Below are 12,694 nucleotides of genomic sequence, written 5' to 3' on the forward strand. Positions count from 1 at the left end.
ATTCTTGTCTCCCTGCAGCCTACTTGTTCGGTACTTAAACTGGAGGAGGCTCGATGAACATTTCCTCTGTCACCCATTCGCGGGTTCGACTTGTTACTACGATCATTCTTTGTTTCATGGTTGCACTTATGGAGGGTTTGGATCTCCAGGCTCCAGGTATCGCAGCTCAAGGAATGATGGCGGCATTTGAGATCGACAAGCTGCACATGGGCTGGATTTTCAGTGCCGGTATATTGGGCATGCTCCCGGGCGCGTTCATCGGTGGCCGTTTGGCGGATCATCTTGGCCGCAAGCGCGTATTGATGGGATCTGTTGCACTTTTTGGCATTTTCTCGTTGGTCACAGCAGTCGCCTGGGATTTCAACAGCCTTGTTGTTGCTCGCTTCCTGACCGGTGCTGGATTGGGAGCATCCTTACCAAACCTGATTGCTCTCACCTCCGAGGTTGCTGGTGCAAAGCTTCGTGGGACGGCAGTAAGCATGATGTATTGCGGTGTACCTCTTGGTGCTGCATGCGCCGCAATGATAGGTGTGAACGATTTTGGTGTGGGCTGGCAGTTGGTCTTTTACGTAGGTGGATTTGTACCGCTTTTGATCGTGCCGTTACTCGGTTTTTACCTGCCAGAATCTCAGGCCTATGAAAAAGCCACAGGGGAGGGCTTCACCTTACCTGCGCTGTTGTTCAAGGAAGGACGGGGCAAACCAACGACATTGTTGTGGGTTAGTTTCTTTTTCACTCTGATGGTTACCTACATTCTAATTAACTGGCTGCCCAGCCTACTTATCGCGCAAGGCTTCACCAGCAAGGAAGCGAGTTGGGTGGTGCTTTCTATGCAAATTGGAGCAGCAGTTGGAACACTTTTGCTTGGCGCGCTAATGGACAGGCTGCCGACCTGGGTGATGTCTGTGGTCATTTACCTAGGTATTTTGAGTGCGTTGGCTGCACTTTACTTTTCAGTATCGTTGGCGGCGATGGTGGTTGCTGGATTTATAGCAGGAATGTTTACCACCGGCGGGCAGAGCGTGCTCTACGCGTTGGCCCCGATGTTCTACCCAGCGCTTGGGCGAGTTACAGGTGTAGGTAGCGCGGTGGCTATTGGTCGCCTAGGAGCCATGAGTGGCCCTCTGGTGGTAGGGAAAATGTTGGCGATGGGCACCGGTACGGCAGGTGTGATGCTTGCTTGTGCACCAGGCATTGTCGTTGCCGCAATTTCTCTGTGCTTCCTGTCTGGCGCGAGGAAAAGTGCCGAAGATCAGCCCAAATTTGGCTCTGCAGCTAAGGCAGTTGTGCTCGGCGAAAGCTGATGAGAGGGGGGCAAACAATATTTACTGTGAATCACCTGCATGCTAGCATGCAAGATAATGGTTCAGCAGCGACAAGTTGACGCACCTGCCTGACGCTTGCCGAGGTGCAAGCGAGCAAATAGCTAAAGCCAGAAAATAACTACAAATCTGCGTTTGATGGAGATAACAAAAATGAACGATTCCAAGCAGTTCGATACCGACGTACTTGTGGTTGGCACTGGGCCTGCAGGCGCCACCACAGCCCTGGCATTAGCTACGTACGGGGTACGTGTTCGGGTCATCACAATGTTCAACTATCTAGCGAACTCCCCGCGGGCCCACATCACGAACCAGCGTGCTATGGAAGCCATGCGGGATCTCGGGGTGGAAGATGTCGTGCTAAAGCATGCGACCCCTTGGGAGCAGATGGGCGATACCCTAATCACTACAAGTCTCGCGGGTGAAGAAATCGCTCGTATGAGAACTTGGGGTTCCGGTGAAGCGCGAAAAGGTGACTACATTCTGGGCAGTCCATGCCCTATGGTAGATATTACTCAGCCGCTTATGGAACCGATTTTGGTGCAGCACGCGGCGGAAAGGGGAGCGCAGTTCTCTTTCAATACCGAGTACATGAGTCACGTCCAAGACGACGACGGCGTTACTGTCACGCTCAAGGATGTACTGAGTGGGCGCGAATATACCGTGCGGACTCAATATCTGGTTGGAGCTGACGGTGCCCGCTCCAAAATTGCCGAACACATTGGTCTCCCAATCGAAGGTGAGATGGCGCGCGCGGGGACAGCTTATGTGATTTTCAACGCTGACTTGAGCCGCTATGTTGCTCATCGCCCAAGCGTACTCCAGTGGATCGCAAATCCTGTGGCTGGTTTCGGCGAAATCGGCTTAGGTTTACTGCGGGCAGTACGGCCTTGGGATCAGTGGATCGCTGGCTGGGGCTTCGATATGTCCAAGGGCGAACCCGACTTCTCTCCAGCGCACGTGCTGGAACGCATTCGCACTCTTGTCGGCGATCCAGAGCTCGAAGTTGAAGTTGAGAAAAACTCGACTTGGTACGTGAATCAGGCGTATGCCACTTACTACTCAAAAGGACGCGTGCATTGTGGTGGTGATGCGGTGCATCGCCATCCACCTTCCAGCGGCCTGGGATCTAATACCTCTCTCCAAGATGGATTCAACCTAGCTTGGAAGCTTGCTTACGTAATTAAAGGCTACGCGGGTGAGGCACTGTTGGACTCATATTCACTGGAGCGAGCGCCGGTTGGTAAACAAATCGTGACGAGGGCCAATCAGTCTCGCGCCGACTACGCACCATTCAAAGAATGCTTCCGCATGAATCAGGAAACCGACACTGTCGAGAAGCTGCTGCAGCGGATGCGTGACCCTTCTGCCGAGGGTGTTCAAACTCGCGAGCTGCTACAAAAAGCCCTTGAACTCAAAAACTATGAATTCAATGCCCAAGGGGTTGAGCTCAACCAACGCTATGAATCCAATGCCGTAGTAGTAGATGAAAAGGCAGGTGAAGAACGCTGGTCACGTGACAAGCAGCTCTATCTGCAAGCCACTACACGCCCTGGTGCCAAAATCCCTCACGTGTGGCTGGTCGACAAAAATGGATTGCGTACCTCAACACTTGATGTGACGGGTAAAGGGAAGTTCTCCCTGGTTACAGGCTTGGCTGGTCAGGCATGGGTGGAAGCTGTTCGGGAGCTGAATTTGCCATTCCTCCGTACCGTGGTTACAGGTGCCAAGGGAACAGCCGATCCGTATTTCGATTGGCAGCGTGTCCGGGAAATCCATGAAGCCGGGGCCATCCTTGTTCGGCCTGACGGTTATATCGCATGGAGACAATCAGAAGCGGTATGGAGCGAGAGCGAAGCCTTGAATCAGTTGCGGAGTGCATTGGAAGGGATCCTCGACACTAGCCTCTGAATAAGGGTGGGGGCGTTCAAGCGTGACGCTCCCTTTCCCCATGGGGCTCAACTCCTATCTTCCGTGAAGGCGATATGCCTAGTCACATTCGCGTGACGGCTTTCGAGATCTTCAACCGCAGGAAAATATTGATGCCTATAGTTCTTGGTCAGCATTTCATTGGAGGCGGTCGCAGCGGTTTTGGCCAACCTCTGCATAAGAGTATCGATGCCACCACTGGTGAAGTCTTGCCTTACAGCTTCTACCAGGCGATCGACGCTGAAATCAATGCTGCTGCTCAGGCTGCAAAGGCAGCATTTTGTGAATTTCGCCAGATAAGTACGGTTCGCCGCGCGGAGTTCCTTGACGCCATTGCTGACGAGTTGGATCAGTTAGGTGATGATTTCGTTGCGATTGTATGTCAGGAAACTGCGCTACCAATTGCGCGCATCCAAGGCGAGCGAGCGCGTACGAGTGGCCAGATGCGGTTATTCGCTAAAGTCGTCCGCTATGGAGATTTCCTTGGTGTTCGCATTGACCAGAGCCTTCCAGACCGCAAGCCGATGCCCCGTGTCGACTTGCGCCAGTACCGAATCGGTATTGGCCCAGTAGCCGTGTTCGGTGCCAGTAACTTTCCGTTGGCTTTCTCCACCGCAGGAGGGGACACCGCCGCTGCATTGGCTGCCGGCTGCCCAGTTGTATTGAAGGCCCACAGTGGTCATATGGCCACAGCGGATATGGTGGGCTGCGCAATTGTCCGGGCTGCTGAGCGCTCCGGCATGCCGAAGGGCGTGTTCAATATGATCTTTGGTTCCGGCGTCGGAGAGGGGCTGGTGAAACATCCGGCTATACAAGCAGTAGGTTTTACCGGCTCTTTGGCCGGTGGCACTGCCCTATGTAAGATCGCCAGCGAACGTCCACAACCAATCCCGGTGTTCGCTGAAATGTCGAGCATCAATCCGGTGGTTTTACTCCCAGGTGCGTTGGCCGCTCGCGGTGTAACGATCGCGAGGGAGCTTGCTGCTTCGGTGGTGATGGGAGCCGGCCAGTTTTGTACCAATCCGGGCTTGGTTATCGGTATTCGCTCGGTTGAACTGGATGCCTTCACCGATATTCTAAAAGAGCATCTAGGTGCTCAGGCACCACAAACCATGCTTAATTCAGGTGGTCTGCGCAGCTACCGTCAGGGCGTGGAGCATCTGCTGTCGCACCCAGGTGTGACCCATCTTGCAGGCAAGACTCAGGAAGGTAAACAGGCCGAGGCTCAGCTATTCAAAGCCGACGTGAGTTTGCTGCTTAATGGTGATCTGTTGTTGCAAGAGGAGGTATTTGGCCCTACCACCTTGCTGATCGAAGTCGCTGATGACACCGAGTTGGAGGGCGCATTGCGGGCCTTGCGCGGCCAGCTAACGGCCACACTAATCGGTGAGCCGACCGACCTGAAGCGGTACCAGTGGCTGGTTCCTTTACTTGAAGAAAAAGTCGGCCGCATCTTGGTCAACGGTTACCCGACTGGCGTTGAAGTCTGCGATGCGATGGTTCATGGCGGCCCGTACCCGGCGACCTCCGATGCTCGCGGTACTTCAGTGGGTACTCTGGCGATCGACCGATTCCTGCGCCCTGTTTGCCATCAAAATTTTCCGGACGCTTTACTGCCTAAGGCCTTGCAGAACGCCAACCCACTCGGACTTAAACGTCTGGTAAATGGCATCTGGACTAGCGATCCCATCTTCTGAAACGGACGGGAGCTGACCTCGGATTTGGCATCAAAAATCAATAAGCCATCGCGTTGGTAAGTGCTGGATCTGCTGCCGACACCAAAAGCTGAAGCTACTAAGAAATTCAGAACAGAACTTTTCGCAGCCATCGACGCAATAGCTGCTGTAGACATTCAGCACCTTTATCGGTGCTGCGTGTACGTGACGTATAACCCATCACGGCGTGTTCCTTTGTGAAGTTAAACTTCCCTTCAATGGGGTCGGGCGGCAAGGTGATCCTTTGCTGCCTTTTTTTTCGGCTTCAGTAGCAAATCTCTGCAACCGAACTGGAGCCAGTTTTCGGAACAAGTTTTTAAGTATACCAGGAGAGTTTGTTTTTTCGGTGGCTGCCCTTTTTCTTCAAAGAGACGCGACCCGTGGTCAGCACTCTGCTCTCTCCACATCCGCTCGACTGGTCGGTAGTTAAGGGGGCGAACCAGTTGCTGTTCGACCTCACTGGCGATTGGCTTCACTCAGACGTCATAAGCACAGCAAGCGTCATGTTGATGAACACCTCATTCTTGCTGATTGTGTCCAAAGCACCACGAACGTTGCCGGCGACTTCCGCTGATCCACGCTGCTCAACCCAAAGCGTCAGCTCCATGATTGCGGCTTCGAGGGCGAGTTGGTTCTGATTGATCTTGAAGAGTAGGGAAGGGAGTAGGTCTGAATCCGACATGGGGATACCTCCATGGAAAGAGGTCAGCGTAGCAGGCTGGTGCTATTCCCGTTCTAGCTACCGGGCGATTAAGATCACCGCTTCCATTTTAGAAATCAGCTCTCTAAGCATCTGCATAAGGGCGAGCGAGATGCTCTGTCGGCAAAGTAGGAACATCCACGCACCAACGGTATCGAGTGTTCAGCACTGAGGAAACAGCATCCACCTCTGTCCTGACCCGGAACACATCATGCTTTCTAGCTGAACCTCCCTCTACAAAATCAACGACCTCTATCGCGTGGTGTCATCGCCTAGTGTGGTGGTCAATCACCTTAAATCTTGACTGTGTGGTGCGATCTCTGCTGAAAGCGCAGTTTTAAAGAAGCCGGCAACACGTACCGACTTAAACTTCGTAACTGGCTTCATTAAAAGCGCAGAAACGATCCCTCCCTGCCGCTTTGAGATCAATCTAAATTCCGCGCGGAGTTGGTCAACGCACGAGAGCATTGCAACAGCGCCGGTGCCAGTTGCCGCTCGGCATCCGCGCGGCTCCAGCGACTGGTAGGTGCTACCACATGCACCGCAGCTACCGGTCGGCCATTAGCGCCCAGCACAGGTGCACCGATGGTCATATCACCGAGAAAAAGTTCTTGGGTATTGACCGCATAACCTTGCTCGCGCACTTCCTCAAGAGACTCCAGGATCTTGTCGACCTGCGTCAACGTATGGCTGGTGTGAGCGATTCGCTGGCTATTTTCAATCAACACCAACGCTTCATCCTGTGGCAGCGCGCTTAAGTAAGCCCTGCCGGACGCAGTGCAATACATCGGCACGCGCGACCCAATCGGCATATGCACCGGCACAAAACCTGAGCTGACAAATCGCGCAATGTAGGTCATGTCGTAGCCCGCTGGCTCAGTAAGGCAGGAGGTCTCCCCGGTCAGGCGCGTCAGTTCGGAAAGGAACGGGTTGGCCACTTCAATCAGCGAATGGGCATCCAGGTAACTGAAGCCGAGTTCCAGCACACGTGGTGTCAGTTGGTAATGGCGTGTGCGGGAGTGTTTCCGAAGGTAACCAAGGCTTTCCAGAGTAAACACCATGCGTTGCGCGGAGCTTTTGGTCATGCCAGCGGCGTCAGCCACCTCTGCAAGGCTCATGCTACGGCGCTGTGCGCTGAATGCCTTGAGTACCGACAGGCCTTTTTCCAGGGATTGATTATGCAAACTGTTGCGTTCTTCGGTCATGGCCCACTCGTTGTCAGTTGGATCAACTCTCAGGAGATTTCTACACCACAAAGCAAAAATTGACCATTAAATATCGCATATCGATACGAATGATTCATTTAGCGCAATTTATCAATCGATATGCACTCCTGATTAATCGGAATGGCATGAGGCTTGCGATTGTTCTCTTGCCGCTAGCGGTACTGACAATCCGTTTTCCTTCTGGAGTAACCCGATGAACAGTCTTTCACACGTGTTTCGCCGCATTGCCTTCGGCCTATGCGCCACCCTTTGCGTGTCCACCGTGCACGCGGCCAGTGCGACCTCGTACAAAGTTGGTGCAACCGCCAGCGGTTCGCCGTTTACATTCCTTGATATCAAGAGCAACAGCATTCAGGGGGTGATGGTCGATGTTGCGCAGGCGGTAGGCAAGGCTGGGGGCTTCACCAGCCAGATCGAACAGACCAACTTCGCCGCGCTTATTCCTTCGCTAACGTCCGAAAAGCTCGACTTCATTTCCGCCGGCATGCTGAAAACCGAAGAGCGTAAAAAAGTCGTCGACTTCAGTAGCCCGGTCTACGCCTACGGTGAAGGCCTGATCATCAGCGCCGATGACAATGCCGCATACCCCGACCTAAGCCCGCTCAAAGATCAGGTCGTTGGTGTACAGGCCGGCACCATTTTTTACGACCAGCTCAACAAGCTCGGCATCTTCAAGGAGATCCGCACCTACGACTCCATTGGCGAAATGATCCGTGACCTGTCCCTGGGTCGCATCAAGGCTGCCGTGGGTGACCAGCCGGTGGTGGCCTACCAGATCCGGCAGAACCTGTTCAAAGGCGTGAAACTAGCCGCCGACTACAAACCCACCAATGTCGGCGAGGTTTGCCTAGTGGTGCGCAAGGGCGATACCGAAACCCTCGAGCGATTGAATCAGGCCATCGCCAGTATCAAGGCTGACGGAACCCTGGCAAATATCCTCAAGAAGTGGGGGCTTGATGCCCAGGTGAACCTATGAGCCCCACTGAATTCCTGCAAAGCGCCGTGGATTTTTTACCCATCCTGCTTCAGGGCGCCTGGGTGACTATCCAGATCACCGTGCTGTCGTTCCTCCTCAGCAGCGCGATCGGCCTGGTGTTGGCGCTGCTCAAGCTGTCACCGATCCGTGTGCTGTCGGTAACGGCGAGTACGGTGATCAACGTGATTCGCGGCCTGCCGATCATCGTGCAGCTGTTTTACATTTACTTCGTACTGCCGGACATGGGCGTTCACCTGACCGCCTTCCAAGCTGGGGTGATCGGCATGGGCATCGCCTATTCCGCCTATCAGGCCGAGAACTTTCGCACCGGCATCATCGCCGTGGAGCAAGGACAGCGCGAAGCCGCCGAAGCCTTGGGCATGCGCTCGGTACTGATGATGCGCCGCGTGATTCTGCCCCAGGCATTCCGTATCGCCTTGCCACCCTATGGCAACACCTTGGTGATGATGCTCAAGGACTCCTCACTGGTATCCACCATTACCGTCGCCGAGATGACGCGCCAAGGGCAATTGATTGCCTCATCCACCTTTCAGAACATGACTGTTTATACCCTGGTGGCTTTGCTCTACCTGCTGATGAGCCTGCCGTTGGTGTATGGCCTGCGCCGCATGGAACAGCATCTGAGCCGGAGGAAAAAAGCATGATCGAGATTCGCCAGCTGCAAAAACAATACGGCAGCCACCGGGTGCTGCACGGCGTAGACCTTGACGTCGCCAAAGGGGAGGTGGTGTGCCTGATCGGCCCCTCCGGCTCGGGCAAGTCCACGTTGCTGCGCTGCATCAATGCACTGGAAACCTACGAAGGCGGTGTTATCACCGCGTTCGGCGAAACCGTGCAACGGGGCAGTAAAACCGTGCACGCGCTGCGAAGCCGCATGGGCATGGTGTTCCAGCGTTTCAACCTGTTTCCCCATCGCACTGTGTTGGAAAACGTCATGGAAGGCCCGGTATACGTCAAGGGTGAGTCACCCAATCAAGCGCGTGCAGAAGCCTTGGCCTTACTGGAAAAGGTTGGTCTCTCGGCAAAGGCGGACGCCTATCCGGAACAACTTTCCGGTGGCCAGCAACAGCGGGTGGCCATCGCGCGCGCCTTGGCGATGAAGCCCGAAGCCATGCTGTTCGACGAACCTACCTCGGCCCTCGACCCTGAACTGGTGGGTGATGTACTGGCAGTCATGCGTACCCTCGCGGATGAGGGCATGACCATGATCGTGGTCACCCATGAAATGGGTTTTGCCCGCGAAGTGGCTGACCGCGTGTGCTTCCTCCATGGCGGTTACATCGTTGAAAGCGGCCCGGCGGAGCAAGTCCTGGGCAATCCGCAGCAGCCGCGAACCCAAGACTTTTTGCGCCGGGTACTGCATCCGACCGCCAGCACCCGGAGCCTGTCATGAAGTCACTATGGGCAGCGACGGCACCACCTGCCGTACCAACACCAGCATTGAGCGAGTCGTTGAAGGTGGATGTGGCGATTGTGGGGGCGGGGTATACCGGTTTGTCGACGGCCCTGCATCTGGCGGAGAAGGGTGTAAGGGTCTGCGTCTTGGAAGCTAACGAACCTGGTTGGGGTGCTTCGGGCCGTAATGGTGGGCAGGTCAACCCGACGTTGAAATACGATCCGGATCAACTGGTGCAAATGTACGGCGCTGAGCGCGCTGAACCATTGATCGACACCGTGTCGAGTTCTGCTGACCTGGTGTTCGATCTGATCAAGCGGCATGAGATTGATTGCGCGCCGATACGAAAGGGCTGGATGCAGGTTTCCTACTCGGACAAAGGCGTGGCCGGGCTGCATGCCCGGGCGGATCAGTGGGCCCGTCGTGGTGTGCCGGTGCAGTATCTGGATGCCAGCGCAGTGGCTACGCGCATGGGCAGTGAAGCCTTTGCCGGCGGTTGGCTGGATGGTCGAGCGGGGGCGATTCAGCCTTTGGCCTACGCACGCGGATTAGTACGCGCGGCGCTGGCAGCAGGTGTGCGGATTCACGGCCAGAGTGCCGTGACTGAGTTGCAGCGCCAGGGCTCTGGGTGGCAAGTGCAGACTGCCTGCGGCGCACAAGTCACGGCGGATCAGGTGGTACTGGCAACCAACGGCTACAGCAGCAACCTGTGGCCGGGGATGGCGCAGAGCATATTGGCCGCCAATAGTTTTATCGTCGCCACCAAACCGTTGAGCGGGTCGGTAGCCGAAAGTATTTTGCCAGGGCAGGAAACGGTTTCTACGTCGCAACGACTGCTGCTGTATTTCCGTAAGGATGCCTACGGTCGCCTGTTGATGGGCGGGCGTGGGTTGTTCAACGATCCCGCCGGGCCGACGGACTTTGCTCACCTTGAACGCTCGCTGGCATTGCTGTTTCCGCAGTTGGGGCCACTGGAGTTTGAGTATCACTGGGCTGGACGGATCGCGATCACTAGAGATTTCATGCCCCATGTTCATGAGCCGGCGCCAGGGCTGACTTTGGCGCTTGGATGTAATGGTCGTGGGATCGCTTTATGTACCAGCCTTGGTCAGCAGTTGGCTGGGCGCTTGTGTGATAACCGCGCGGCGTTTGCGTATCCGGTGTCGCCATTGCAGCGGTTACCATTACATGGACTGCAGCGCTTCTACATTGGCGCTGGGGTGGCTTGGTATAGCTTGTTGGATCGATTAAATGGGAGCTGAAGGAATCTCATTTATCAAGCTAAAAAACCGCGCCGATCTTGCCGTGCGGTGTGCGACGATCGGTAGGCGGAGCACGCGAAAAGCTAAGAAGCAAAAACCAATGTAGCCTGTGTCGTGGGAGTGCCTATGGAAGAGCTCCCACTGCTCAAATTTGAATGATTGGCGTCAGCATCGTTTTTCAAATTTGGCGGAAAATAAGTAATTGCATATGAGATGCCGTAGCTGTTCACACTAGGTGCTATGCAATGCCCGCGTTGCCAACTGCATCGGATGATCAGCATTCAATGTCGAGCAAACAGCGTCTGCCTCTGTCCTGACCCTGAAGACACCATGTTTGCTTGCTGAGCCGCCTTCTACGAGATCAACGACCCTGTATCGCTTGCTGCCATCCTCCAGTGTGGTGGTCTCAATCACTCTGAATCTAAGGTGCATGGTTGCTTTCCCTGCATGAGATTGATGTCCTACAAGTACCGGCAAAAGGAGACGAATTCAAGAACGGAACGGGCTTAAGCTGAGACAATTTATGACGGTGCACCATACCTCTCATCTCACGAAGTACGGCTTGGCAGTAGGTGCCGTGTTGAGCCATTTTTCTCTAGTCGATGCTTCGGGCCAGCAGGGCCCGGCTATCGCATCTTCGGGTAGGGCCCCGCTGAAGCGGAGTGTTAGAGATGGACACACCCTTGATCGAGTCAGCTCTCTCCATCACTGGCCGCAGGCGGCCTTCCGTGAGTGCCTAAAGGAAGCGCGTATTGCTGTCTCATTTCTCCTGGGCATCACCAGCCTGTCCGCTATCCCAGGCTTCAGTGAGCTCGACTATTCGATCCGCAATCTGAGGCGTTTTTGATAGGACTAGGCATCAAGTGTTGCCGACAAATTCTTCAATCAGATACACAGCGTCGCCGACATCCAGTTCCAGCTCTTGCAGTGCCTCATCGGGAATCCGGATTGCACCGTCACCATCCCAATCTTCGATGGTGATTTTCATAGGTGGATTTTTCACGTGCGATCTCCGTTGCTATGAGCCGGCAAGCCATTCCCGTCTGTAGATTCTCGGTGGCCCGTTTACAGATCCGAATAATCATCAAGCTTAAGGCTAGGAGCGCCTCCGTCCTCCGGTTCGCGCTCAGGCGTATGTATCACTCCAGCTTCGGCATCTACGCGCATCTGCTCAAGCTCTTTGTGAAAAGCTTTGTCCTGAACCGTGGGTTTGCTGGTGTACGGTTTTCGGTCAGGTACAGGCTGGGCTGCATAAGTCGTTACCGCGTCTGGGTCGTGCTGTAGTTTTTCTTGAACTTGCGATTCCAGCATTGCACGGAGCGCGTCTTTATCGGGACGGTTAAGCAATTTGTTACTCCTATTCGGAAGCCAGGCACTAGCTATTCGATTCGTACATTGAGCAGTTGGTGAGGGCAGGGCCGTTTTTATTTGTGGTTGCATCGCAGATTGGCAGTTATCTGGATTGCAGGTTAAGAATCCAGTAAGCCTACCAAGGCTTGGCGGCAACCGTTTGTGATGAAAATGATGTCATAGCTACAGTTTAGGAAGCAGTTTTCGAGATGACTGAAGTGGCCAAACATTCATCTGCCATTTTGCATGCATGCTCAGAGCCCAGCGAGCAGTCGCTCAAGCTGTTCTCGCTCCCAGGCGCTCAATAGCTCGACAGGATCAGCTCCGTCGCGCTGCCAGAGCTCAAGTGTCCCGACTCGGTCATCAGGTGACCTGCAGTACTCGCAGTAGTCCACGGTGTCACAGCCATTGAAGAGGGTGAGACCCCAGCCATCAGTGCTCACGGGCATGAGGCCATGATAGATCTCATTCCGTGAATGGATGGAGCTTCAATTCATAATTCGTTTGCCGAGCACGACGTCCGTCAGCAGTTGGCTAACCTCGCCGACCGGGAGGAGATGGGGGATTGTTCAAAGTGTTCTGCGCTCGGGTTATCGCACGCCCATAGCTGAGTTGCGGTGTGAAGTGGCGTTAACGAGGAGGTCGAACCTGCGGGCTGGGGTACATTTTGTGCTCCTGTGATCGGATAGATCAGTTGAGTGCAATTGCAGATACCGACTTCAACTGGCATCTCTAAGGTCGTCCAGATGTCACTCGCAATAGTAAGGACGCCCTAGACCAGATGGCATATCGAAGTG

Annotated in this window: 10 protein-coding genes and 1 pseudogene; 7 read left to right on the forward strand and 4 right to left on the reverse strand. The window is 54.6% G+C overall.

The genetic code is table 11. The features are described from left to right. The first annotated feature begins 53 nt into the window (after nucleotides 1-53). The 3 genes from mhpT to AABM52_RS15295 all read left to right on the forward strand — a co-directional run bounded on the left by mhpT (nucleotide 54) and on the right by AABM52_RS15295 (nucleotide 4,948). Nucleotides 54-1,304 (forward strand): 3-(3-hydroxy-phenyl)propionate transporter MhpT, encoded by a 1,251-nt coding sequence (gene mhpT / locus AABM52_RS15285; RefSeq protein ID WP_347906582.1) that lies wholly within the window; start codon nucleotides 54-56, stop codon nucleotides 1,302-1,304. 171 nt (nucleotides 1,305-1,475) lie between these two features. Then, nucleotides 1,476-3,233 (forward strand): FAD-dependent monooxygenase, encoded by a 1,758-nt coding sequence (locus AABM52_RS15290; protein WP_347906583.1) that lies wholly within the window; start codon nucleotides 1,476-1,478, stop codon nucleotides 3,231-3,233. 131 nt (nucleotides 3,234-3,364) lie between these two features. Beyond that, on the forward strand, nucleotides 3,365-4,948 hold the full coding sequence (locus tag AABM52_RS15295) for an aldehyde dehydrogenase (NADP(+)) (RefSeq protein WP_347912632.1): 1,584 nt from the start codon (nucleotides 3,365-3,367) through the stop codon (nucleotides 4,946-4,948). Between the two features lie 490 nt (nucleotides 4,949-5,438). Here AABM52_RS15295 and AABM52_RS15300 read toward each other — a convergent pair whose 3' ends face one another. Both AABM52_RS15300 and AABM52_RS15305 read right to left on the reverse strand, forming a co-directional pair. Further along, a complete protein-coding gene (locus AABM52_RS15300; protein WP_347906584.1) occupies nucleotides 5,439-5,648 on the reverse strand; it encodes a hypothetical protein in 210 nt (69 codons plus the stop codon). A 443-nt stretch (nucleotides 5,649-6,091) separates the two neighbouring features. Continuing rightward, entirely contained in the window at nucleotides 6,092-6,871 is a 780-nt protein-coding gene (locus AABM52_RS15305) for an IclR family transcriptional regulator (protein WP_090455766.1), read from the reverse strand. Between the two features lie 214 nt (nucleotides 6,872-7,085). Between AABM52_RS15305 and AABM52_RS15310 the strand changes: the two genes are divergently transcribed. The 4 genes from AABM52_RS15310 to AABM52_RS15325 are packed head-to-tail and all read left to right on the forward strand — an operon-like array spanning nucleotide 7,086 to nucleotide 10,547. Then, entirely contained in the window at nucleotides 7,086-7,868 is a 783-nt protein-coding gene (locus AABM52_RS15310) for an ABC transporter substrate-binding protein (protein ID WP_347906585.1), read from the forward strand. Continuing rightward, nucleotides 7,865-8,533 (forward strand): amino acid ABC transporter permease, encoded by a 669-nt coding sequence (locus AABM52_RS15315; protein ID WP_090455762.1) that lies wholly within the window; start codon nucleotides 7,865-7,867, stop codon nucleotides 8,531-8,533. The genes AABM52_RS15310 and AABM52_RS15315 overlap by 4 nt, the downstream gene beginning before the upstream one ends. Then, nucleotides 8,530-9,282 (forward strand): amino acid ABC transporter ATP-binding protein, encoded by a 753-nt coding sequence (locus tag AABM52_RS15320; RefSeq protein ID WP_090455760.1) that lies wholly within the window; start codon nucleotides 8,530-8,532, stop codon nucleotides 9,280-9,282. The genes AABM52_RS15315 and AABM52_RS15320 overlap by 4 nt, the downstream gene beginning before the upstream one ends. Beyond that, complete coding sequence (locus AABM52_RS15325) at nucleotides 9,279-10,547, forward strand: FAD-binding oxidoreductase (RefSeq protein ID WP_347906587.1); 1,269 nt, start codon at nucleotides 9,279-9,281, stop codon at nucleotides 10,545-10,547. Before AABM52_RS15320 ends, AABM52_RS15325 begins: the two co-directional genes overlap by 4 nt. 760 nt (nucleotides 10,548-11,307) lie before the next feature. Here the strand turns inward: AABM52_RS15325 and AABM52_RS15330 are convergent. Further along, nucleotides 11,308-11,550 (reverse strand): annotated as a pseudogene (locus AABM52_RS15330) (AbrB/MazE/SpoVT family DNA-binding domain-containing protein). A 62-nt stretch (nucleotides 11,551-11,612) separates the two neighbouring features. Further along, complete coding sequence (locus AABM52_RS15335; RefSeq protein WP_347906588.1) at nucleotides 11,613-11,894, reverse strand: hypothetical protein; 282 nt, start codon at nucleotides 11,892-11,894, stop codon at nucleotides 11,613-11,615. Nucleotides 11,895-12,694: the final 800 nt, after the last annotated feature.

This window comes from Pseudomonas grandcourensis (assembly GCF_039909015.1).
GTDB lineage: Bacteria > Pseudomonadota > Gammaproteobacteria > Pseudomonadales > Pseudomonadaceae > Aquipseudomonas > Aquipseudomonas grandcourensis.

Coding starts and splice junctions, on each gene's coding strand:
- AABM52_RS15320 (WP_090455760.1), top strand. CDS start 8,530: ATGATCGAGATTCGCCAGCTGCAAAAACAATACGGCAGCCACCGGGTG.
- AABM52_RS15290 (WP_347906583.1), top strand. CDS start 1,476: ATGAACGATTCCAAGCAGTTCGATACCGACGTACTTGTGGTTGGCACT.
- AABM52_RS15305 (WP_090455766.1), bottom strand. CDS start 6,871: ATGACCGAAGAACGCAACAGTTTGCATAATCAATCCCTGGAAAAAGGC.
- AABM52_RS15325 (WP_347906587.1), top strand. CDS start 9,279: ATGAAGTCACTATGGGCAGCGACGGCACCACCTGCCGTACCAACACCA.
- AABM52_RS15315 (WP_090455762.1), top strand. CDS start 7,865: ATGAGCCCCACTGAATTCCTGCAAAGCGCCGTGGATTTTTTACCCATC.
- AABM52_RS15310 (WP_347906585.1), top strand. CDS start 7,086: ATGAACAGTCTTTCACACGTGTTTCGCCGCATTGCCTTCGGCCTATGC.
- mhpT (WP_347906582.1), top strand. CDS start 54: ATGAACATTTCCTCTGTCACCCATTCGCGGGTTCGACTTGTTACTACG.
- AABM52_RS15295 (WP_347912632.1), top strand. CDS start 3,365: ATGCCTATAGTTCTTGGTCAGCATTTCATTGGAGGCGGTCGCAGCGGT.
- AABM52_RS15300 (WP_347906584.1), bottom strand. CDS start 5,648: ATGTCGGATTCAGACCTACTCCCTTCCCTACTCTTCAAGATCAATCAG.